Here is a 22,223-nt window from a genome sequence, read left to right on the forward strand (position 1 = left end):
CAAGATAACGCGGCGCTCCATCGTCCGATGGCACAGCCGCTTGGGCCGCATTGTGCCAGCAGCCGTCCTCAACGGCGCGACACGGGGGGCTTGAGCCGGTCGCGCGCCTTGGCCAGCCGCGCCGCTTTGCGCGCCTCTTCCTTTTCCACGGCCTTGCGCTGCGTATAGCCGGACCAGTCGGCCCACCACCACCAAACGGCCGCCAGACCAAAGGGGGCCAGCACCCAGCCCCAGCCCCACTGCGCCACCGGCCCGACCTCGGCCCACTTCAGGGCCAGCAACACCACCCCGACCAGCAACAAGGCCATCGTGCGTCCCTTCGAAAACCCACCGGGTGCGGCCTAGGCTCCGCGTACCGGGTCGTATCGTTTGCAACAAACTGTGACCAAACATTGTGCCCGAGGACCGCCTCATTAGAATGGAAATACCGAAACGCCGATTCCCTCAATCCACAGTGAGGACTGAAACCATGAAACACGCTCTGCTCATTCTGGCGGCAACCGCTGCCATCTCTGGCCCCGCCCTGGCCGACGAGGCCCTGGCCAAGGCCAAAAACTGCATGGCCTGCCACGCGGTGGACAAAAAGCTTGTGGGCCCGGCATACAAAGACATCGCCAAAAAGTACGCCGGCGACGCCAAGGCCGCCGACATGCTGGCCACCAAGATCCAGAAGGGCGGCGCGGGCGTGTGGGGCGCGATCCCCATGCCGGCCAACCCTCAGGTCAGCGACGCCGAGGCCAAAAAGCTGGCCACCTGGGTGTTGGGCCTGAAGTGACGGCAGTGTGCGCGTCGCCGCCGGGGCGGCCACGCGCACCTGATGAAAGGCTTGCCGCACGGCAAGCCTTTTTTCTTGGCGCCCGCCTGGCCCACGCAGGCACCGCGGCCCGCGCCGCGGCGCAGCAGCCGCTGCCGTGGCTCAGTTGGTCTTGGCCAGCTGCTCCAGGATGTGCGGATTTTCCAGCGTCGAGACGTCTTGCGTGATGGCCTCGCCCTTGGCGATGGCGCGCAGCAGGCGCCGCATGATCTTGCCTGAGCGCGTCTTGGGCAGGTTTTCGCCGAAGCGAATGTCCTTCGGCTTGGCGATCGGTCCGATCTCCTTGGCCACCCAGTTGCGCAGCTCGTTGGCGATGGCTTTGGCTTCCTCCCCCTGCGGCAGCGGGCGCTTGAGCACGACGAAAGCGACGATGGCCTCACCGGTGATGTCATCGGGTCGACCGACGACGGCGGCTTCCGCCACCAGGTCGGTCTTGGCCACCAGGGCGGACTCGATCTCCATCGTGCCCATGCGGTGGCCACTGACGTTGAGCACGTCGTCGATGCGGCCGGTGATGCGGAAGTAGCCGCGGTCTTCGGAGCGCACCGCTCCGTCGCCCGCCAGGTAGTAGCCCTTGAGCTCCTCGGGGAAGTAGCTCTTCTTGAAGCGCTCCGGATCACCCCAGATGGTGCGGATCATCGACGGCCAGGGCTTTTTGATGACCAGGATGCCACCCTGTCCGTTGGGCATGTCGTTGCCTTGCTCGTCGACGATTGCCGCGGCGATACCCGGCAGCGGCAGGGTGCACGATCCGGGCACCAACGGCGTGGCGCCCGGCAGCGGGGTAATCATGTGGCCGCCGGTTTCGGTCTGCCAGAAGGTGTCGACGATGGGGCAGCGCTCGCCGCCGACGTGGCGGTAGTACCACATCCAGGCCTCGGGGTTGATCGGCTCGCCCACCGACCCCAGGATGCGCAGCGTCGACAGACTCCAGTTCTTCGGGTGGACCTTTTCGTCGGTGTCGCTGGCCTTGATGAGCGAGCGGATCGCCGTCGGCGCGGTGTAAAAGATGGTGCAGCCGTGCTTTTCGATCATCTGCCAGAAGCGCCCGGCGTTCGGATAGGTGGGCACACCTTCGAACACGATTTGCGTCGCGCCCGCGGCGAGCGGCCCGTAGGCGACGTAGGTGTGGCCGGTGATCCAGCCGATGTCGGCCGTGCACCAGAACACATCGCTGTCCTTGAGGTCGAAGGTCCACAGCATGGTCTGCTTGGCCCACAGCAAATAGCCGCCGGTGCTGTGCTGCACACCCTTGGGCTTGCCCGTGGAGCCGGAGGTGTAGAGGATGAACAGCGGATGCTCGGCGCCCACCATCTCGGCCGGGCATTCGGTGGGCTGGCCCGCAAGCGCGTCGTGCATCCAGACGTCGCGGCCGGGCTCCATGTGGCACGCGGTGGGCGTGCGCTGAAACACCACCACCTGGCGCACGGTCTCGCAGCCGCCAAGGGCGATGGCTTCATCCACGATGGCCTTGAGCGGCAGCTCCTTGCCGCCGCGCATCTGATAGTTGGCGGTGATCACGGCGACCGCGCCCGCGTCCTGGATGCGGTCTTTGAGCGCGCCGGCCGAAAAACCGCCGAACACCACGCTATGGGTGGCGCCAATGCGCGCACAGGCCTGCATCGCCACCACGCCCTCGATCGTCATCGGCATGTAGATGACCACGCGGTCGCCCTTGCGCACGCCCATGGCCTTGAGCGCGTTGGCAAACTGGCTCACGCGCGCCAGCAGTTCTTTGTACGTGATGCGCGTGACCGCGCCATCGTCGGCCTCGAAGATGATGGCGGTTTTATTTTCGACGGGGGTGCCGATGTGGCGGTCCAGGCAGTTGACCGAGGCGTTGAGCTCGCCGTCCTGGAACCACCGGTAGAAGGGCTTGTTGGACTGATCGAGCACCTGGGTGAACGGTTTGTGCCAGACCAGCAACTCGCGCGCGCGCCGGGCCCAAAATCCTTCGTAGTCGGCCTCGGCCTCGGCGCACAGCGCGTGGTACGCCTCCATGCCCGAGACACGGGCCTGCGCGACCAGCTCAGGGTTGGGTTCGAAGACGCGGTTTTCCACCAGCATCGAGGCAATGGCGGCGGTCGATTCAGCCATGTCGGGGTCTCCTCAGGGACGTTGGGATGCAAAAAACGACAGCCTAAGACTGTGCAGCGGGTCTCTGACGAGGCCCTTACGCACGGCACGCCGACCGCCGTGGGGCCCCGCCGAATGTGCCCCGCCACTACAATTGGCCCGCCCAATCCGTCACCGAGCGTGTCATGACTCAGATCCACAAGCCGATTCCGCCCTTGCCGAAATTGATCTTCGCGAGCCGTTGGCTGCAGTTGCCACTCTACATCGGGTTGATCGTGGCGCAAATGGTGTACGTCTACCACTTCTGGGTGGAGCTGGTGCACTTGATCGAAGCGGCATTCGGCAACCAGCAGGCACTGGACAAACTGGTGCGCTCCATCGGCTACGTGGCCGAAACCCAGCTCGACGGTCTCAACGAGACCATCATCATGCTGGTGGTGCTGGCGCTCATCGACGTGGTCATGATCAGCAACCTGCTCATCATGGTCATCGTCGGCGGCTACGAAACCTTCGTCAGCCGCCTGCGACTGGAGGGCCACCCGGATCAGCCCGAGTGGCTCAACCACGTCAACGCCGGGGTGCTCAAGGTCAAGCTGGCCACCGCCATCATCGGCATCAGCTCGATCCACTTGCTCAAAACCTTCATCAACGCCGCCAACTACACCGACAAGGTGCTGCTGTGGCAGACGGTGATCCATGCCGTCTTCTTGCTCAGCGCCCTGGCCATCGCCCTGACCGAAAAGCTCATCCACCAAACCACGGACGGCGAGGCGCATTGACACGACTGGTGTCAGTAAACACCGACCGCCCCCAGGAGTCCCCCATGACTGCCATTCGCCAGGAAGACCTGATCCAATCGATCGCCGACGCCTTTCAGTACATCAGCTACTATCATCCGCTGGACTACATCCGGGCGCTGGGCCAGGCGTACGAGCGCGAGCAGTCGCCCGCAGCCAAGGATGCCATCGCGCAAATCCTGACCAACTCGCGCCTGAGCGCCGAGGGGCATCGGCCCATTTGCCAGGACACGGGCATCGCGGTCGTGTTCTTGAAGGTGGGTATGAACGTCACCTGGCCCGACGCGACGATGAGCGTGCAACAGATGGTCGACGAAGGCGTTCGCCGCGCGTATCTGAACCCGGACAACCCGCTGCGCGCCTCGGTGCTGGCCGACCCGGCGGGCGCGCGCAAGAACACGCGCGACAACACCCCCGCCGTCGTGCACTTCGAGATCGTGCCCGGTGACGGCGTCGAGGTGATCTGCGCTGCCAAAGGCGGCGGCTCGGAAAACAAGTCCAAGATGGTGATGCTCAACCCGTCAGACTCCATCGTGGACTGGGTGCTCAAGACCGTGCCGACCATGGGCGCGGGCTGGTGCCCGCCGGGCATTTTGGGCATCGGCATCGGCGGCACGCCAGAGAAAGCCATGCTGCTGGCCAAAGAAGCGCTCATGGCGCCGGTGGACATCCATACGCTCATCGACAAGCAGCGCAGTGGCGCGGCGCTCACGCGCGTGGAGCAGCTGCGGCTGGAGCTATACGAAAAGGTCAACGCGCTGGGCATTGGCGCGCAGGGGCTGGGGGGGCTGACGACGGTGCTGGACGTCAAGATCCTGGACTACCCGACACACGCGGCGTCGCTGCCGGTGGCCATGATCCCCAACTGCGCCGCGACGCGCCATGTTCACTTCCACTTGGATGGGAGCGGCCCGGCGCGGCTGGAGCCGCCGCGGCTGGAGGATTGGCCGGCCGTCACCTGGACGCCGGACACGCAAAGCGCCACGCGCGTCAACCTCGACACCCTGACCAAGGAAGAAGTCGCGTCGTGGAAAGTGGGCCAGAAATTGCTGCTCAACGGCAAGATGCTGACCGGCCGCGACGCGGCGCACAAGCGCATCGCCGACTTGCTGGCGCGCGGGGAGCCGCTGCCCGTCGACTTTACCAACCGCGTCATCTACTACGTGGGCCCGGTGGACCCGGTGCGCGACGAGGTGGTCGGCCCCGCTGGCCCCACGACCGCCACGCGCATGGACAAGTTCACGCGCATGATGCTGGAGCAAACCGGGCTGATCGCCATGATCGGTAAGGCCGAACGGGGCCCGGTGGCGATCGAGGCCATCCGCGACAACCGCAGCGCCTACCTGATGGCCGTGGGCGGCGCGGCCTATCTGGTGGCCAAGGCCATCAAGGCGGCGCGCGTGGTGGCCTTCGAAGACCTGGGCATGGAGGCGATTTATGAATTCGAGGTGCGCGACATGCCGGTGACGGTGGCGGTGGACGCGACCGGCACCAGCGTGCACGAAACCGGCCCCGCTGAGTGGCGCGAGCGCATCGCGCGCGGCGAATTCAAAGGCATTGCGGTCACGGCCGCTTGACGGTAGGGCGCCCGGTACTGCTGTACCCCAGTCGCGAGCCGGGTGTCGCGGCTAGGTACCGCTGCAGTTCAGTGCAAGTGGCGCGGCTTGCGCGGCCCGCCGTGGCCGCCGCTCGGTCCCGCGCCGCGCGGCGGGCGGCCGAGTTGCAGCGAGTTGACCATCGCGTCGAACCGGTTGGCAAACAGCTGGTCGATCGCCTCGACCACGCCGCCCAGCTCGGAAGCGTCGAAGTGGCGCTCCATCAGCTGCACCACGTCTTGCACCAACAAGTCGCGCTGCACCTGCATGATGGCCGCGGGCGTCGGCCCCACGAAGCACATGACAAAGTCGTCGCGCGCCTGCGCGTCCTCGGGGGCCTCGTCTTCGTCGAACTCGAGGTCGTAGAACGACACCTCGATGGCCGCACCGGCGGCCGCGATGTCGTTGAGGCCCATGCAGGCCTCTTCGATGGCGAGTCGAAAATCCTCGTCGCCCTCGATGGTCCAGCACATCTGCAGGACGTGCGCCTGCGGATCGAAGCGGATGCCGGGCTCTTCCTCGTAGGCGCTGGCGGCAGCGTCGACGAGCGAGCGCGCACCGACATAGCTCCACAACGGGCGCAGCGCCTCCTGGATGTGGGTGTAGTCCACGTCGTCGCGCAGCGGGACGTCGCCGTGGACGTGGATCTCGAACGGAGGGTTGTCTTGGCTCATGGTCGCGACCCGACTCAAAACGCGCATTGTACGACCTGGGCCATCGGTAGAATCTGGCCCGCACCTACTCTTGCGGCGAGTGTGATGGAATCGGTAGACATACAGGACTTAAAATCCTGAGGCGCAAGCCGTGCGGGTTCGAGTCCCGCCACTCGCACCAAACTGCGCCCCATGCGCGGCCGACAACGCACCGCTCAGCGCCGCTGCCAGACCGCGGCAAAAAAACCGTCCGTCCCGTGGCGGTGCGGCCACAGGCGCAGAACCCTCCCCTGCACCAACCCATCCGGGGCGTTGACACGCGCCTGCGCGAGCAGCGGCGCAGCCTCGAGCGGCACGAAGTCCCCCGCCGCGGCACGCTCGAACGCCTCGGCCACGGCTTCGTTTTCCTCTGGCAACAGGCTACAGGTGGCGTACACCAGCCGCCCTCCCGGGCGCACCAGCCGCGCGGCCGATGCCAGGATGCGCTGCTGCAGCGCGGCGAACTCGCTCACCGCAGCCGGGGTGTGGCGCCACAACAGTTCCGGGTGGCGGCGCACGGTGCCCAGCCCGCTGCAAGGCGCGTCCACCAGCACGCGGTCGATTTTGCCCGCCAACCGCAACAGCCGCTCGTCGTGCTCGTGCGCCAGCGCCATCGTGTGCACCTGGGTCAGGCCCGCGCGGCGGGCGCGCTCGGGCAGCGCTTGCAAGCGCGCGGCCACGGAGTCGAAGGCGTAGAGCCGCCCGGTGTCGCGCATGTCGGCGCCCATCGCCAGCGTTTTGCCGCCGCCGCCTGCGCAAAAATCGACCACCGTCTCGCCCCGGCGCGCGCCCACCAGCGCGGCGATCAGTTGGGAGCCCTCGTCTTGCACCTCGACGGCGCCACGCGCGTACGCATCTAAGCGCTGCAGCGGCGCGCGCAGGGGCAGGCGGATGCCCCAGGGCGCGTGCGGGGTAGGCTCGGCGGGCAGGCCGGCCGCTCGCAGCTCGTCCAGCACGGCCGCGCGCTTGGCGCGCAGGGCGTTGACGCGCAAATCCAGTGGGGCGCTCTGGCGCAACGCCGCCGCCAGCGCCTCCCGCTCATCCCCCACCACCTCGTGCAGGCGTTGCAGCAGCCACGGCGGCAGGCCGAGGCGGACCGACTCGGGCGCCGACGCCAGATCGACGCCCGCCACCTGCTGCTGCCACTGCTGCACGTCCGCGGCCGCATGCGCGTCAGCCTCGGCCAGCGCAGGCAGCGCCGCCGACGGCCAGGCGAGCCGGACGATGTCCTCGCACCAGCCGGGCTGTTGGCGCCATTGGGCGACGTCCAGCGGCGTCGCCGCCCGCCCGCGCACGTGGGCGGCCAGCCAATGCCAGCGCGGCAAGTCACGCAGCGCGGCAAAGAGCGCGTCGGCCACGGCCGTGCGCAGGCGTGCGCCCAGCCGCGACGGCCCGCGCATGGCGTGGGCCAGCAAGGCGTCGGGCGGCTGCTGAAACTGCAGCGTTTGCTGCAACAGGTGCGCGGCCAGCGCCAGGGGCGAGGCCGAGACCGGCGGGCGTGCCGATGGGCGAGACGATCGCGACATGGCCGCGATTGTCGCCCAGCGCTGCGGGATAATCGCGGCCCATGCCAGACATCGCCTCCGAGGTGCGGCGGCGCCGCACCTTCGCCATCATCTCCCACCCCGACGCGGGCAAGACCACGCTGACCGAAAAGCTGTTGCTGTTTTCGGGGGCCATCCACATTGCCGGCAGCGTCAAGGCGCGCAAGGCCGCGCGTCATGCCACCAGCGACTGGATGGAAATCGAAAAGCAGCGCGGCATTTCGGTGGCCAGCTCGGTCATGCAGATGGAGTACCGCGACTGCGTGATCAATCTGCTCGACACCCCCGGCCACCAGGATTTTTCCGAAGATACCTACCGTGTGCTCACCGCGGTGGACGCAGCGCTGATGGTGATCGATGCTGGCAACGGGGTCGAGCCGCAGACGCGGCGGCTGCTGCAGGTCTGCCGCGCGCGCAACACGCCGATCCTGACCTTCATCAACAAGATGGACCGCGAGGTCAAGGCACCGCTGGACCTGCTCGATGAGATCGAACGCGAGCTGGGCATGACGGTGGTGCCGTTCACCTGGCCAGTGGGCATGGGCAAGCGCTTCCACGGGGTGTGGGACCGGCGCACCGATCAAATGCGCGTCTTCACGGCGGGTGAGGACCGTCGCGGCGGCGACGAGGAGGTGCTGGCTGGCCGTGACAACCCGGCGATTGCCGAGCGCTATGGCCTGGAGTGGCAGCAGGCCCGCGACGAGCTGGAGCTGGTCGAAGGCGCCACGCCGGCCTTCGACCATGCGGCATTTTTGGCCGGCACGCAGACGCCGATGTTCTTCGGCTCGGCGATCAACAACTTCGGCGTCAAGGAGGTGCTGGACGCGTTGGTGGAGCTGGCGCCGCCGCCTGGGCCCAAACCGGCGCTGCAGCGCGAGGTGGCGCCGACCGAGCCCAAATTCAGTGGCGTGGTGTTCAAGATTCAGGCCAACATGGACCCGGCACACCGCGACCGCATCGCCTTCGTGCGGGTGGCCAGCGGGCGCTTCGAGCGCGGCATGAAGCTGCGCATCACACGCACGGGCAAGGAGTTCAAGCCCAACACCGTGGTGTCGTTCCTGTCGCAACGGCGCGAACTGCTGGAGGAGGCCTACGCAGGCGACATCATCGGCATTCCCAACCATGGCTTGCTGCAGTTGGGCGACACGCTCACCGAGGGCGAGGCGCTGCAGTTCACGGGGCTGCCGTTTTTCGCGCCCGAGATCATTCGCAGCGTAGAGGTGGCCGACCCGCTGCGCACCAAGCAGCTCAAGGCGGGGCTGCAGCAACTGGGCGAGGAAGGCGCGATCCAGGTGTTTCGGCCGATGGCAGGGTCGGTTCTGCTGCTGGGCGCGGTGGGGCAGCTGCAGTTCGAGGTGGTGCAGCACCGGCTGGAGACGGAGTACGGCGTCAAGGCGCGTATCGGCGCCAGCCCCTACCACGTGGTGCGCTGGGTGACCTGCCCGCCGGAAAACGGCGGCGAGGCGGAACTCAAGCGCTTCATCGACGCCAACGTCCACCGCATGGCCTGGGATGCGGTGGAGGCGCCGGCCATCTTGCTCGATCACGCTGCCACGCTGCGGGCGGTGGAGAGCAACTGGCCCAAGATCCGCTTCCACGCGATGCGCGAGCACGCGGGGCTGGTTTTTCACGGCCACGCGTGAAGGCGCGCAGGAATGGCCTCTTGTTGGTGAGCGTTTTATGGCATCAATGTTTCGGCAGCTATACGACCGCGCGCTGGGCTGGGCACGGCACCGGCACGCGCCGCGCTACCTGGCCGCGATCAGCGTCGCCGAGTCGTCGTTTTTTCCGGTGCCGCCCGACGTCATGCTGGCGCCGATGGTGCTGGCGCAGCCGCAGGCAGCCTGGCGGCTGGCTTGGCTGACGACGTGGACCTCGGTGCTGGGCGGCCTGATCGGCTACGGCATCGGGGCGCTTGCCTTCACCGCCATCGAGCCATGGCTGCTGGCCAGTCGCTACGCGGCCGCGTACCAACAGGCGGTGGCCTGGTTCGGCCAGTGGGGCGTGTGGGCGGTGTTCGTGGCCGGCTTCTCGCCCATACCCTACAAGGTATTCACCATCGCGGCCGGCGCGCTGTCGATGGCGGTGCTACCGTTCACGCTGGCCTCGCTGGTCGGACGTGGGGCGCGCTTCTTCCTGGTGGCGGCCCTGTTGCGCTGGGGGGGCGCGCGGATGGAGGCACAACTGCGGCGGCATATCGACCGCGTCGGCTGGGCCATCGTGGCGCTGGTGGTGGTGGGCGCGGTAGCGTACGCCGTGCGCTGACCCGCTACCCGATTCGGTGACGCTGGCCCTGACGATCCGATCGTCTCGGCGCTTATACCGACCCGGCTCGCTCCACCACCAGGATGCGCGCTGGCCCCTGCGGATGGGCCACGTGCTCACAGCCCGTCTCGGCAAAGAAAATATCGCCCGGCGCGAGCAGCGTGCAGCGCTCCTGGCCGGCCTCGCGCCAACGCATCTCGACACGACCGTCGAGCACGGTGAACACCTCCGAACCGTCATTGACGTGCCAGTGGTAGGGTGCATCGGTCCAGTGCAGACGCACGGTGACGCCGTCGAGCTGGGCGATCTGGAGGGCCCCCCAAGCGCGCTCGGCGGTGAAATCACGGGGATGGGTGATGGTGGGCATGAAACGCTTTCGGGGTCACGGGGGATCGGCACACGACCTCAGTAGGGTCGGCCGTCCTTGTGGGTAAAAACCCAGCGCCCGTCGATGTGCACGGCTCGTAGGTCATCGTCGGGGTAGTACACCGTATCCTGCGGGGTTCGATCGCCGACCTCCAGATAGATCACCGTCTCGGCCGTCGGGTTGAAGAGCTGGTGCGCATCGCCACGCCCCGCGGCAAAACCGGCGCACATGCCGGGAGCCAGCGGCGTGTCGCCAGCGTCGGTGCGCAGCACGGGGTAGCCTTGCAAAATGTAGATGAACTCGTCCTGATGGCTGTGCGCGTGACGCAGCGACGACAGCGCACCAGGCGCCAGTTCGGTGAGGTTGACACCAAACCGCCTGAGCCCGAACACATCGCCCAGCGCGCGCTTGACCCGGCCGGCCATGCGGGCCGCAAACGGTGGCGGATAGAGCGATGGCTGGGTGCGGGGTGGAACATGTGCGGCAACAACGGCCGCACTGGTCGGACCTGGGAGATGAGGTGTCATAACGATAGATTCCTGCCGGCTGGCGCTGCCGGATGGGGTTCTTTGCTTTCGCCGTGGTCGATTTTCAATCATGAAGCATTCCGCCGCGACCGCGGCGTCCCCCTCTGCAACGGTGTCTGCCCGCATGGGCGCCATGATCGTGGCCGCAGCTGCGGCGCGCGGTGTGGCAGCCGACGGGCTCATGGCTGCGGCCGGCTTCGACCCCGCCTGGCTGCACGACCCCGACGCGCGCATACCGCTGACGGTCGAGACGCGCCTGTGGGACGAGGCGGCGCAGCGCAGCGCAGACCCGGCTTTCGGTCTGCATGTGGCCGCCGCGATCCGTCCCGGGATGTTCCAGGTGTTGGACTATGCGGTGCGCACGGCGCCGATCTGGGCACAGCCCTGCAGCGGCTGGCGCGTTACAACCGGCTGCTGCACGATGTGGCCACGTTCGACATCCAGCCCGAGGGCACGGTGACGCGCATCGAACACCGGTTTGCCGACCCGAGCGTCCGCCCCAGCCGACATGCAGTGGAATTCGTCAGCCCTGCAAAACGCCCTGAAGCCGCATGGACACTGAGTTGGTGAGGTGATGTTGCGGGGTTGGAACTCCCGAAGATGAATCGGCTCGATGCGAATTTCTGGGAGTTTGGAGAGGGATTTCGATGAGCACGCCGGACTTTTTCCGCGCCCGACTGGACCAGATGATCGACCTGCGCCACCCGCTGGCGGTGCTGGCCACGCGCATGCCGTGGCAGCAGATCGAAGCGAGCGTGGCGCCGCTGCTGGCGCGCAAGGACCGGCGCGGGCGCAGCATCGAAGGTACAGACCTGTTCGGCCCCACGCTGCAGGTGGTCGGCGCAGGCGTGAGCGCGGCAGGCCGCCCGCGCCTGGCGATCCGCTTGGATGGTGTCGCTGCTGTACCTCAAGCACGCCTATGGCCTGAGCGACCAGGCCGTGGTCGAGCGCTGGGCCGAGAACGTGGTGTGGCAGTTCTTCAGCGGGCAGGAGTACTACGAGCCACGCCTGCCGTGCGATGCCACGCAGATCGGGCGCTTCAGGCGGGTGCTGGGCGAGGCCGGCGTGCAGGAGTTGCTGGCCAAGACGATCGAGGCGGCCGTGCAGATGCAGGTGGTGCGCAAGAGCGAACTGCAGCGTGTGATCGTGGACACCACGGTGCAGGAGAAGGCGGTGGCCTATCCCACCGACAGCCGGCTGCTGGAAGTGGCGCGGGCCAAGGTGGTGCAACTGGCGCAGCGCGCCGGGCTGCGGCTGAAGCAGACCTTCGAGCGCGAGGGCCGCAGCCTGCGCCGGCGTGCCGGCGGCTATGCGCACGCCAAGCAGTTCAAGCGGCTGCGCCGGGTGCTCAAGCGCCAGCGCACCGTGCTCGGGCGCGTGCTGCGCGACGTGCAACGCCGCCTGCTGGCAGCGCCGCAAGACGTGCGTGATCGCCTGCAGCCATGGCTGGAGCGCGCCGAGCGCATCCGCTCGCAGCGCCCCAAGGACAAGCACAAGCTGTACGCGCTGCATGCGCCGCAGGTCGAGTGCATCGGCAAGGGCAAGGCCCGCCAGCCCTACGAGTTCGGCGTGAAGGTCAGCGTGGCCGTCACGGCCAAACAGGGCTTGATGGTCGGTGCGCGCAGCCTGCCGGGCAACCCCTACGACGGCCACACGCTGGCCGAGCAACTGGAGCAGACCACCGTCTTGCTGCAGGAGCTGGGCGTCAAGCCGCACACGGCCATCGTCGACCTGGGCTACCGGGGGGCGGATGCCCACATTGGCGCGGTGACATTGATCCATCGCGGCAAGAGCCGCTCGCTCACGCGCAGCCAGCGGCGCTGGCTGAAGCGGCGTCAGGCGGTCGAGCCGGCCATCGGGCATGCCAAGCACGATCACGGCATGAAGCGCTGCTGGCTCAAGGGCGCTGAGGGTGACGCGCTGCATGCGGTGTTGTGCGCAGCCGGCTTCAACATCCGCTGGCTGCTGCGTGCCATCGCCCGGCGGGGCATTGCTCCAGCCTTTTTGCGCTCGCTTTGGCTGCTGTCAGCGCTCGCAGCGTCCGCGAATCGACTCGCTACTCTTGCACGTCCGGCGCTTCTCGTCGGCGCCGCGAGATGAATTTTGCAGGGCCGACTACCTACGTGTAGGGTTCCGGACGATTGCATAGATCCTTCGCGTCGTGCACTCTTCGTTAGTCGCGCAGTGATGCGAGAGCTGATCGACAACCTCCGGAGCGCTCAACCATGATTATTCGCCTACACAAAAACGCCACCACAACCCCCGCCACCCGCGCCTACATCCAGTCCTCGTCCTTGTCGGTTGCGGCCTTGGCAGCCGAGTTGGGCGTATCCGAAGACACCATCCGCCGCTGGAAGCGTCGGGACTTTGTGGAAGATCGCCCGCATACCGCGCATCGTTTGCAGACGACGCTCACCCCGGCGCAGGAGCTTTTGGTGGTGGAGCTGCGCAAGACCCTCCAGCTACCCCTTGACGATCTGCTGGTGGTCACACGGGAGTTCATCAACCCCCGGGCCTCACGTTCTGGGCTGTATCGTCTGCTCAAGCGCCATGGCCTATCCCAACTGCCCAGTGAAGCCAAGGATGCGCCTGCTTCCAAGCCATTCAAGACCTACATGCCGGGCTACCTGCACATCGACGTCAAGTACCTGCCGCAGATGCCCGACGAACATCAGAGGCGTTATCTCTTCGTCGCCATTGACCGCGCCACCCGTTGGGTCTTCATCCAGATTAAGCCAAACAAGACCGCAGCCGCGGCCAGAAGCTTCCTGAAGGCCTTGCACAAGACCTGCCCGGTCAGAATCACGCACATCCTCACCGACAACGGCAAGGAGTTCACGGATCGCCTCTTCGCCTCAGGCGCGCGCGCACCGTCCGGGAAGCACGAGTTCGATCAGCTCTGCCAGGCCCTTGGCATCGAGCATCGCCTCACCAAGCCCAGACACCCTCAGACCAATGGCATGGTCGAACGCTTCAACGGCCGTATTGCCGAGGTCCTTGCCACCCATCACTTCAACAGCGCCGAGGACCTCGAGACTACCTTGACCCGTTATGTTTGGCTGTACAACCATCATTTACCCCAGAAGGCAATCGGACACATAACACCTCTGGAGGCCTTGAAAAAGTGGTACGCTCAACGCCCCGATCTTTTCATCTTCAAACCACGTAATCGTCCGGGACCTGACACCTACGCATGTCCAAGCTCAAGCACCTGCCGGCCAGTCCGTTCGCGCCAGCCATGCCGACATGACGCGAAGCGTTTCCACACAAAACGGCATAGAGCCCCTAACGAACGAGTTAACTGGCGCCGGAGCCCGAAGGGCGCAGGGCACCAACAGCGGCCAATAAAATGCCGAAGGCATGGCCGCTGTTGGCGTCCACGTTGAACTAACAGTTAGGCTGCGCGGAGTGGAAGGTCTTCATAGTAGTTCGACCTGAAGCTTTGAGTGTTGCACTTCACGTGTCAACCCGCGCGCGTGGTGGAAGAAGAACATAACCTGCTTCGAATGGTGCGACTACGGAAATGAAACGCAATGGTTCTCTGCTCGTGCAAGTGACGCCATGCACTTGGCCTCGTTTGGCTACGACAACATCGCCTGATGTGACCACAACGGTGTTGCCTTGTTCGTCGATTTGATAATCGCCGTGACCGGACAGAATTGTCCAGGTATCTTGGCCTTCTGGATGCGTATGCGCAGCTATCGTTTGTCCCGGCTCAACGTGCCAAGCGACGATCACTGAATGTTCAGACTCTTGGACAACGGAGCGGATCGGCTCACCGTCGCTTACTTGCATGTGGTCACTTGATTTGAATACGCGCTGACTGCTCATGGCTGCTCCGAGAGTTATGGTGCAAAGCAAGCAAGAACTACGCCGCGCACCAAGCGCCTAACACCTGAGTTAAGCCGCGCCGCGAAGCGGCGTCGGCTTGAATGAATTGTTAGATGCCAGCCCGGTCAATGTGCGCTGACCTTGGATAGCAGATTTAGAACGGCGACGCCACTAACGATAAGTCCCATGCCAACGAACGCCCACAAGTCTAGTTTCTGGCCATGGAAGATCCAAGCGATAGCTGCCACAAGTACGATGCCGAGGCCAGCCCAAACAGCATAAGCAATGCCGACCGGGATGGACTTGAGTGCGAGAGAGAGGAAATAGAACGCAAGCCCGTAGCCAGCCACAACTACAACAGAAGGAACTAACTTGGTGAATCCATGGCTGGACTTCAGTGCGGAAGTTGCGACGACCTCACCAAAGATTGCAATAGCCAGAAAGAGCCAGTTCTTCACGTGCAATCTCCTCTACGGCATGAAGGAGAAATAGTAGTGGCTATGAGTTGCCAAAAACAGTCTTGCGGCTATCGATTTTCTGTGAGCATACGCAACGCCAAATCTGGCATCTAACACCTGAGTTAAGCCGCGCCGCGAAGCGGCGTCGGCTTGAATGAATTGTTAGATGCCAGCCCGGTCAATGTGCGCTGACCTTGGATAGCAGATTTAGAACGGCGACGCCACTAACGATAAGTCCCATGCCAACGAACGCCCACAAGTCTAGTTTCTGGCCATGGAAGATCCAAGCGATAGCTGCCACAAGTACGATGCCGAGGCCAGCCCAAACAGCATAAGCAATGCCGACCGGGATGGACTTGAGTGCGAGAGAGAGGAAATAGAACGCAAGCCCGTAGCCAGCCACAACTACAACAGAAGGAACTAACTTGGTGAATCCATGGCTGGACTTCAGTGCGGAAGTTGCGACGACCTCACCAAAGATTGCAATAGCCAGAAAGAGCCAGTTCTTCACGTGCAATCTCCTCTACGGCATGAAGGAGAAATAGTAGTGGCTATGAGTTGCCAAAAACAGTCTTGCGGCTATCGATTTTCTGTGAGCATACGCAACGCCAAATCTGGCATCTAACGTGAAAGCTCAGCCGACGGCAAAAAGCGCAGCTTTTTGACGGTCGGCTGGAGCGGCCAGTTAGGGGTTTTGTGTTTGATCATCGACTTCTTCCGAGCGGAATAGTGGGCGAGCCCCGTGAGCAAAGGTAATAGCTGCGCCGATGAATACCGGCCAACTCTGAAACACGAAAACCGTTAGGTAACCTAGCGCAGTGCCGAATATTGCAAGTAGAAAAATTGCTGGAATTGCCATTTGGCCTGGAGCCTCGAAGCCTTCCTTGACTAGCTGTCAGGTCCCGGACGATTACGTGGTTTGAAGATGAAAAGATCGGGGCGTTGAGCGTACCACTTTTTCAAGGCCTCCAGAGGTGTTATGTGTCCGATTGCCTTCTGGGGTAAATGATGGTTGTACAGCCAAACATAACGGGTCAAGGTAGTCTCGAGGTCCTCGGCGCTGTTGAAGTGATGGGTGGCAAGGACCTCGGCAATACGGCCGTTGAAGCGTTCGACCATGCCATTGGTCTGAGGGTGTCTGGGCTTGGTGAGGCGATGCTCGATGCCAAGGGCCTGGCAGAGCTGATCGAACTCGTGCTTCCCGGACGGTGCGCGCGCGCCTGAGGCGAAGAGGCGATCCGTGAACTCCTTGCCGTTGTCGGTGAGGATGTGCGTGATTCTGACCGGGCAGGTCTTGTGCAAGGCCTTCAGGAAGCTTCTGGCCGCGGCTGCGGTCTTGTTTGGCTTAATCTGGATGAAGACCCAACGGGTGGCGCGGTCAATGGCGACGAAGAGATAACGCCTCTGATGTTCGTCGGGCATCTGCGGCAGGTACTTGACGTCGATGTGCAGGTAGCCCGGCATGTAGGTCTTGAATGGCTTGGAAGCAGGCGCATCCTTGGCTTCACTGGGCAGTTGGGATAGGCCATGGCGCTTGAGCAGACGATACAGCCCAGAACGTGAGGCCCGGGGGTTGATGAACTCCCGTGTGACCACCAGCAGATCGTCAAGGGGTAGCTGGAGGGTCTTGCGCAGCTCCACCACCAAAAGCTCCTGCGCCGGGGTGAGCGTCGTCTGCAAACGATGCGCGGTATGCGGGCGATCTTCCACAAAGTCCCGACGCTTCCAGCGGCGGATGGTGTCTTCGGATACGCCCAACTCGGCTGCCAAGGCCGCAACCGACAAGGACGAGGACTGGATGTAGGCGCGGGTGGCGGGGGTTGTGGTGGCGTTTTTGTGTAGGCGAATAATCATGGTTGAGCGCTCCGGAGGTTGTCGATCAGCTCTCGCATCACTGCGCGACTAACGAAGAGTGCACGACGCGAAGGATCTATGCAATCGTCCGGAACCCTACAACTAGCCCCCATACGAAGAAGGTGAGGATGGCTGTTAAGTAGCCGAGGAACAAGCCGCCAGCAAACGAGCTTAGCAGTAGCACGATGTCTTTCATGCGTAACCCCTAACGCCGGAGTTAAGCCGCCGCGCGTAGCGCGGTCGGCTTGAACGAATTGTTAGACATCATTTACCAACTGACTTGATGATCTCGCCTTTCACAAAGCGAATAAATTCTTCCAAGTGATCTGCGCGTGAGGCCAAGTGATCTTCTTTTTGTCCCAGATAAGCTTGCTTAGCTTCAAGTAAGACGGGCTGATACTGGGCAGGTAGGCGTTTTATTGCCCAGTCGGCAGCGACATCCTTCGGCGCGATTTTGCCGGTTATTGCGCTGTACCAAATGCGGGACAACGTAAGCACTACATTTCGCTCATCGCCGGCCCAGTCGGGCTGCGAGTTCCATAGCTTCAAGGTTTCCCTCAGCGCCTCGAATAGATCCTGTTCAGGAACCGGGTCAAAGAATTCCTCCGCTGCCGGACCTACCAAGGCAACGCTATGTTCTCTTGCTTTTGTAAGCAGGATAGCTAGATCAATGTCGATCATGGCTGGCTCGAAGATACCCGCAAGAATGTCATTGCGCTGCCATTCTCCAAATTGCAGCTCGCGCTTAGCCGGATAACGCCACGGGATGATGTCGTCATGCACGACAAGGGTGACTTCTATAGCGCGGAGCGTCTCGCTCTCGCCAGGGAAAGCCGAAGCCTCCATAAGATCATTGAGCAATGCTCGCCGCGTCGTTTCATCAAGCTTTACGGCCACAGTAACCAACAAATCAATATCGCTGTATGGCTTCAGGCCGCCATCCACTGCGGAGCCGTACAAATGCACGGCCAGCAACGTTGATTCCAGATGGCGCTCAATGACGCTTAGCACCTCTGATAGTTGGTTCGAAATTTCGATGGTCACCGCTTCCCTCATGATGTCTAACGTTGAAGTAACCGGCGCTGCGCGGTTTTATCGCGCAGCGTCCGAGTTGACTGCCGGGTTGGGCGGTAACGCTTCAATAGAGCGAAGGATTGCCCGCACGATTGCCTCCCTCTTGAAAAGATCATCCATTCTGTTTGGCGTATCAATATTCAGTGCGAAGAATACGGAGCCAGTCGGCCACTCAACCCATCCTACCCACCAACCCATACGGCCTTCCCAGCCCGTCTTTGCACGCAGTATCCAGTTGCGACCGGCTTCCACAATCATGAGATCCTTGACCAAGCGCTGATGTTCTACCCGAAAGGGCAGCTCGTTACGATAGAGCTTCCTGAGAAATGCAATTTGCTCCTGCGCCGAGATTGCAAGGCTGCCTTCTATCCAGTAATCGCCATTACTTGTCGAAGGATCGGCGTTGCCATAGTCGATTTTCTTCAAATAGCGCCGAGCTTTGTCATCACCAATTTCCTTTGCAAATAGCTCATACACCCAAACAGTAGAATTCCGCATTGCTGATCGCAAATCTTGGTCTTGATTGTGGCCTGCAAAGCCCCTGTTAACGCCGTCCCATCGAAAAATCTGGAACTCATCACGAACAGCGCCTGCATCAAGTGCAAAAAGTGTATGAGGTATCTTGAATGTCGATGCAGGCGAGTAGCGTTTCTTCGATCGCACAGGATCAAAAACCAACATGGCACGATCCGCTTGGCGTTCGTCTGCCACAACTATCGTGCCTTTGGCTTGAAATTCGCTGAAAAACTTCCTCCAGTCAGAACGTTCTAGCGTGCCTTCTTGCGCATGCGCGAAAGTGGCAAGAGAAAAAATGGAGAAAAGTATCGCGAAGATTCGGATTGCCATTAACTTTTCCTTAATGCCCAACGCCTGAATTAAGCCGCGCCGCGAAGCGGCGTCGGCTTGAATGAACTGTTAGGCCGCACTGTAGCGCGGCGCGACAGCAATGGGTAGACGAGAGCGCCCCAGCGCCACGGCCCGAGATCCGACCAGAACCGGGCGCCCGGCGAAGAAGCCGCGGGAAACGCTGTCTGGAGCAAGGAAGCCACGGTGCCCAGCTGCCGCGACACCATCCGGGCGCAACCGCGAGCCAGTGCAGAAAAGAGCCGGAGCACGTGATCCGCCACGATGCGAGCTACTCCACTGATCAGGAAGCCCATGCGGCCTAACGTTCGAGGTAAGCTGGCGCCAACGGCAGGACGCCAGGCCCGAGCCACAGAAAATGTACACCGTACCTGTGGCTCGGGCCTGGTGGCCTGCCGTTGGTGCTCAGCTTGACCGAGGGGTTAGGCGGCACCTTGCACTACCTGTACTTTGCTGCAGTGATGAACTGCCCAAAGCTCTCGCACCAGACAATAACAGCGCTGTACTTGGCTGGATCGATGCCGCCAGGAACTGTGACCACGAAATTCTCGAAGGTCTTCACGTCGCCTACTCGAACCATCTGGTTCTTCAGGCGGTTGAAGTCTGACTCGGTTTCCACAAACTCGGGTGAAAGGTAGAGCTTGTAGTCTGGCCCCGGTGCTAGTTTTCCTACGAAGGATATGGAGCTAGACCCGATGGTGACGGTGCCTTCGCCCCAATGCAGCGCGTCGCTGTCTTTGAGCTCACGTTTGAACTCTCCTGAGAACAGAGCTTGCCCAGTAGCTGCTTTGATCTCGTCCATCGTTGGTGGGGCTGGCGCCGTGAGGATTGGCAGCGCGTAGATGCCTCCAGCAAAGCCAGCTGCCGCTACGGCTAGGTGGGTTGCAACAAGCAGGATGGCTGTTCGTGTTTTCATCGGTACGCGGAGGTGAACAGGTGGTCAGATGTGACGCCTAACGTGTTATAGGGAGCAAAACTGCTGCATAACACCGACGGCTGTCTCCCTAACACCGGCGGCTCGATCGGGCGTAAAGCCGCGCCCAGCCTGCGTTTCCAGGCATTGACTGGATGTTTGTACAGTACTAAATTTCATGCAAATTGGCGCAACGTTCGTACCACGCACTTTACCTGTGCGCGCGGGCGTTGGCAACCCCCCCCCCCGAAAGGGGGCCCCAAGGGAGAGAACAAGATGCATGAAACCCATCCGGCGGCGGGCAGGCCGCCACGGCGCGGTGAGGCACTGCCGCCGTTGAAATCGACGCGGCTGCTCGATCAACTGCGGGAGCGCATCCGCGCCCTGCATTACAGCCTGCGCACCGAAGAGGCCTATGTGTACTGGTGCCGCGCCTTCATCCGGTTTCACCGGCTGCGTCACCCGGCCGAGATGGGTGGGCCGGAGGTTGAAGCCTTTCTCACCTGGCTGGCGAGCGAGCGGGGGGTGTCGGTCAGCACCCACCGGCAGGCGTTGTCGGCGCTGCTGTTCTTGTACGGGAAGGTGCTGGGCGTGCAACTGCCCTGGATGGACACCATCGCCCGGCCGCAGCCGCGGCGGCGGCTGCCGGTGGTGTTTTCGGCGCAGGAGGTGGCCGCCGTGCTGGCGTTGATGGAGGGCGAGCACCGTTTGCTGGCCCAGGTGCTCTATGGCACCGGCATGCGGTTGACCGAGGGCTTGCGCCTGCGGGTGAAAGACCTCGACTTTGCCCACCGGGCCATCGTGGTGCGCGACGGCAAGGGCGGCAAGGACCGCGTGCTGATGCTGCCGCGCACGCTGGAGCAACCGTTGCGCGAGCAATTGGCCCGGGCCCATGCCCTGTGGGTGGCCGACCGGCAGGCCGGCCGCGGCGGGGTGGAAATGCCTGATGCGCTCGCCCGGAAGTACCCCCGGGCCGGCGCCTCGTGGCCCTGGTTCTGGGTGTTTCCGCAGGCACAGCACGCGGTGGACCCGCGCAGCGGCGTGGTGCGGCGCCACCACCTGTACGACCAGACGTTCCAGCGCGCCTTCAAACGCGCATTGCAGGCAGCAGGTATCCACAAGGCGGCCACACCCCACACCCTGCGCCACAGTTTCGCCACACACCTGCTGCAGGCCGGCTACGACATCCGCACCGTGCAGGAACTGCTGGGCCATTCGGACGTGAGCACCACCATGATCTACACCCATGTGCTGAAGGTGGGCGGGGGCGGTGTGCACAGCCCCCTCGACCGCCTGGACACCCTGCTGACACACTGAGCCCCGCGCCTGGGCGACACGGTCCCGGCCGCTGTTCCCGCCCCGTTCCCATGCCCCGCTACATCGCCCACCTCGACATGGACGCCTTCTACGCGTCGGTGGAGCTGCTGCGCTACCCGGACCTGCGCGGTCAGCCGGTGGTGATCGGCGGCGGCCACCGGCATCAGCCCGAGCTGCTGGCCGACGGCACCCGCCGTTACGCTCGGCTGGTCGAGTACGCGGGACGGGGTGTCATCACGACCGCCACGTACGAGGCACGGGCGCTGGGTGTGCATTCGGGCATGGGCCTCATGAAGGCCGCGGCGCTCGCGCCCGAGGTGGTGCTGCTGCCGACCGACTTCGACGAGTACCGTCGCTACTCGCGACTGTTCAAGGCGGCGGTGGCCGAGATCGCGCCGCAGATCGAGGACCGCGGCATCGACGAGGCCTACATCGACCTCACCGACGTGCCCGGGGCTCAGGACGCCGTGGGTGGCGACCCGCTGGGCGGCGTGCGCCTGCGCGTGGTCATCCGGCTTGCGCAGGGGAAAGAGGCTATCCCAAAACGCCAACCAAAACGCGGTACGCCATGGCCCGGCAAAGCCGACGGCCACCGCCGCCCGCGCCCACCACGGCGGCTCGCCGTCGCGCACCACGGGCCCCAGCAGCACCACACCCGTGACCGACGCCGGCCCCTCGTGCGCGGCCCACAGTGCCGAGCCGGCGGCGAACGAGTTGCCCAGGATCACCGCCGGGCCGGCCTGCAGATGCGCGATCAGGGCCAGCGCATCGTGCCCGATGGCGTAAGCCGAATAGTCGTCCCACGCGACCGACGACTCACCGTGACCACGGATGTCCATCGTCACCACCCGGTAGCCGGCACGCCACAGCAACGGCCGCAGGGTGCGGTATTCGTGGCGCAAATCGCCCATGCCGGGGATGGCCAGCACCAGCGGCCCGGATCCGCCGGTATCGTCATAGGCGATCCGGCCGTGGGGCAGCGTCAGGTAACGGGTGACGGCTGGCGGAATGGGGCTCGTCACCGCCCCTGCCTCCAGGGGCAGGGTCAGGGGTAGGGTCAGGGCGGCAGCGGCCCCGATGCGAGTCAACAGACGGCCTGTGGCGGACATGCAAACGGCTCCAACGACAAGGGGTCAAACGAGACCCCCACTGTGCCGGATGCGGCGCGCCTGGGCGATCACCGATGACGCCAGACAATGGACTTCAGGCGCCAGCGATGCGTTCAGGCGCCAGCG

The 22,223-nt window shown here is 63.8% G+C and carries 20 protein-coding genes, 1 tRNA gene and 3 pseudogenes; 10 read left to right on the forward strand and 14 right to left on the reverse strand.

Annotated features, from left to right (window positions below; genetic code table 11):
• Positions 1-68 precede the first annotated feature (68 nt).
• Entirely contained in the window at positions 69-308 is a 240-nt protein-coding gene (locus tag ACPP3B_RS02750) for a TIGR04438 family Trp-rich protein (protein WP_299018925.1), read from the reverse strand.
• A 161-nt stretch (positions 309-469) separates the two neighbouring features.
• On the opposite strand from ACPP3B_RS02750, the gene ACPP3B_RS02755 reads away from it, so the two are divergent.
• The gene (locus ACPP3B_RS02755; RefSeq protein WP_299018923.1) at positions 470-775 is read left to right on the forward strand and encodes a c-type cytochrome; all 306 of its coding nucleotides are present in this window, start codon (positions 470-472) and stop codon (positions 773-775) included.
• A gap of 141 nt (positions 776-916) precedes the next feature.
• Here ACPP3B_RS02755 and acs read toward each other — a convergent pair whose 3' ends face one another.
• Positions 917-2,911 (reverse strand): acetate--CoA ligase, encoded by a 1,995-nt coding sequence (acs, locus tag ACPP3B_RS02760; RefSeq protein ID WP_299019694.1) that lies wholly within the window; start codon positions 2,909-2,911, stop codon positions 917-919.
• Between the two features lie 164 nt (positions 2,912-3,075).
• Between acs and ACPP3B_RS02765 the strand changes: the two genes are divergently transcribed.
• The gene (locus ACPP3B_RS02765; RefSeq protein WP_299019692.1) at positions 3,076-3,669 is read left to right on the forward strand and encodes a TIGR00645 family protein; all 594 of its coding nucleotides are present in this window, start codon (positions 3,076-3,078) and stop codon (positions 3,667-3,669) included.
• Between the two features lie 44 nt (positions 3,670-3,713).
• Complete coding sequence (locus ACPP3B_RS02770; RefSeq protein ID WP_424859644.1) at positions 3,714-5,264, forward strand: fumarate hydratase; 1,551 nt, start codon at positions 3,714-3,716, stop codon at positions 5,262-5,264.
• 68 nt (positions 5,265-5,332) lie between these two features.
• Here ACPP3B_RS02770 and ACPP3B_RS02775 read toward each other — a convergent pair whose 3' ends face one another.
• Positions 5,333-5,956 (reverse strand): DUF6806 family protein, encoded by a 624-nt coding sequence (locus tag ACPP3B_RS02775; RefSeq protein WP_424859645.1) that lies wholly within the window; start codon positions 5,954-5,956, stop codon positions 5,333-5,335.
• A gap of 75 nt (positions 5,957-6,031) precedes the next feature.
• On the opposite strand from ACPP3B_RS02775, the gene ACPP3B_RS02780 reads away from it, so the two are divergent.
• A tRNA-Leu gene (locus ACPP3B_RS02780) sits at positions 6,032-6,116 on the forward strand.
• A 34-nt stretch (positions 6,117-6,150) separates the two neighbouring features.
• Here ACPP3B_RS02780 and ACPP3B_RS02785 read toward each other — a convergent pair.
• On the reverse strand, positions 6,151-7,500 hold the full coding sequence (locus ACPP3B_RS02785) for an RsmB/NOP family class I SAM-dependent RNA methyltransferase (RefSeq protein WP_424859646.1): 1,350 nt from the start codon (positions 7,498-7,500) through the stop codon (positions 6,151-6,153).
• A 41-nt stretch (positions 7,501-7,541) separates the two neighbouring features.
• Between ACPP3B_RS02785 and ACPP3B_RS02790 the strand changes: the two genes are divergently transcribed.
• Positions 7,542-9,161: a peptide chain release factor 3 gene (locus tag ACPP3B_RS02790; protein ID WP_424859647.1), complete on the forward strand. Its 1,620-nt coding sequence runs from the start codon at positions 7,542-7,544 to the stop codon at positions 9,159-9,161.
• A gap of 37 nt (positions 9,162-9,198) precedes the next feature.
• A complete protein-coding gene (locus tag ACPP3B_RS02795) occupies positions 9,199-9,783 on the forward strand; it encodes a YqaA family protein (RefSeq protein ID WP_132963671.1) in 585 nt (194 codons plus the stop codon).
• Positions 9,784-9,835: 52 nt separating this feature from the next.
• Here the strand turns inward: ACPP3B_RS02795 and ACPP3B_RS02800 are convergent, their stop codons facing one another.
• Both ACPP3B_RS02800 and ACPP3B_RS02805 read right to left on the reverse strand, forming a co-directional pair.
• The gene (locus tag ACPP3B_RS02800) at positions 9,836-10,150 is read right to left on the reverse strand and encodes a cupin domain-containing protein (protein ID WP_132963670.1); all 315 of its coding nucleotides are present in this window, start codon (positions 10,148-10,150) and stop codon (positions 9,836-9,838) included.
• A 38-nt stretch (positions 10,151-10,188) separates the two neighbouring features.
• The gene (locus tag ACPP3B_RS02805; protein ID WP_279388356.1) at positions 10,189-10,575 is read right to left on the reverse strand and encodes a cupin domain-containing protein; all 387 of its coding nucleotides are present in this window, start codon (positions 10,573-10,575) and stop codon (positions 10,189-10,191) included.
• A 172-nt stretch (positions 10,576-10,747) separates the two neighbouring features.
• On the opposite strand from ACPP3B_RS02805, the gene ACPP3B_RS02810 reads away from it, so the two are divergent.
• The 3 genes and pseudogenes from ACPP3B_RS02810 to ACPP3B_RS02820 all read left to right on the forward strand — a co-directional run.
• Entirely contained in the window at positions 10,748-11,137 is a 390-nt protein-coding gene (locus ACPP3B_RS02810; protein WP_132963668.1) for an AraC family transcriptional regulator ligand-binding domain-containing protein, read from the forward strand.
• 187 nt (positions 11,138-11,324) lie between these two features.
• Positions 11,325-12,777: pseudogene (locus tag ACPP3B_RS02815) on the forward strand (IS5 family transposase).
• Between the two features lie 125 nt (positions 12,778-12,902).
• Positions 12,903-13,862 (forward strand): annotated as a pseudogene (locus ACPP3B_RS02820) (IS481 family transposase); the annotation flags it as partial.
• A gap of 271 nt (positions 13,863-14,133) precedes the next feature.
• Here the strand turns inward: ACPP3B_RS02820 and ACPP3B_RS02825 are convergent.
• The 7 genes and pseudogenes from ACPP3B_RS02825 to ACPP3B_RS02855 form a co-directional block, all read right to left on the reverse strand.
• Positions 14,134-14,508 carry a cupin domain-containing protein gene (locus ACPP3B_RS02825; protein ID WP_339584963.1) on the reverse strand — a complete coding sequence of 125 codons (375 nt, stop codon included), beginning with the start codon at positions 14,506-14,508 and terminating at the stop codon, positions 14,134-14,136.
• A 125-nt stretch (positions 14,509-14,633) separates the two neighbouring features.
• Positions 14,634-14,966, reverse strand: a complete 333-nt coding sequence (gene qac, locus ACPP3B_RS02830) for a quaternary ammonium compound efflux SMR transporter QacL (RefSeq protein WP_000800531.1) — start codon at positions 14,964-14,966, stop codon at positions 14,634-14,636.
• A gap of 178 nt (positions 14,967-15,144) precedes the next feature.
• Positions 15,145-15,477 (reverse strand): quaternary ammonium compound efflux SMR transporter QacL, encoded by a 333-nt coding sequence (gene qac, locus ACPP3B_RS02835; RefSeq protein WP_000800531.1) that lies wholly within the window; start codon positions 15,475-15,477, stop codon positions 15,145-15,147.
• Between the two features lie 377 nt (positions 15,478-15,854).
• Positions 15,855-16,820, reverse strand: a complete 966-nt coding sequence (locus tag ACPP3B_RS02840) for an IS481 family transposase (RefSeq protein WP_424859648.1) — start codon at positions 16,818-16,820, stop codon at positions 15,855-15,857.
• Between the two features lie 217 nt (positions 16,821-17,037).
• Positions 17,038-17,876, reverse strand: a pseudogene (locus ACPP3B_RS02845) (AadA family aminoglycoside 3''-O-nucleotidyltransferase).
• A 36-nt stretch (positions 17,877-17,912) separates the two neighbouring features.
• A complete protein-coding gene (locus tag ACPP3B_RS02850; RefSeq protein WP_001007673.1) occupies positions 17,913-18,740 on the reverse strand; it encodes an oxacillin-hydrolyzing class D beta-lactamase OXA-2 in 828 nt (275 codons plus the stop codon).
• Between the two features lie 457 nt (positions 18,741-19,197).
• Entirely contained in the window at positions 19,198-19,674 is a 477-nt protein-coding gene (locus ACPP3B_RS02855) for a DM13 domain-containing protein (protein WP_145867884.1), read from the reverse strand.
• A gap of 273 nt (positions 19,675-19,947) precedes the next feature.
• Here ACPP3B_RS02855 and ACPP3B_RS02860 point away from each other — a divergent pair, with 273 nt between their 5' ends.
• Positions 19,948-20,988: an integron integrase gene (locus ACPP3B_RS02860; protein ID WP_132963361.1), complete on the forward strand. Its 1,041-nt coding sequence runs from the start codon at positions 19,948-19,950 to the stop codon at positions 20,986-20,988.
• On the opposite strand, the gene ACPP3B_RS02865 is transcribed toward ACPP3B_RS02860, so the two are convergent.
• The gene (locus ACPP3B_RS02865; protein ID WP_132963360.1) at positions 20,910-22,097 is read right to left on the reverse strand and encodes an alpha/beta fold hydrolase; all 1,188 of its coding nucleotides are present in this window, start codon (positions 22,095-22,097) and stop codon (positions 20,910-20,912) included. The two genes, ACPP3B_RS02860 and ACPP3B_RS02865, sit on opposite strands and share 79 nt — an antisense overlap.
• Positions 22,098-22,223: the final 126 nt, after the last annotated feature.

Origin of the sequence: Tepidimonas sp. HKU77 (assembly GCF_049728535.1) — a bacterium.
GTDB lineage: Bacteria > Pseudomonadota > Gammaproteobacteria > Burkholderiales > Burkholderiaceae_C > Tepidimonas.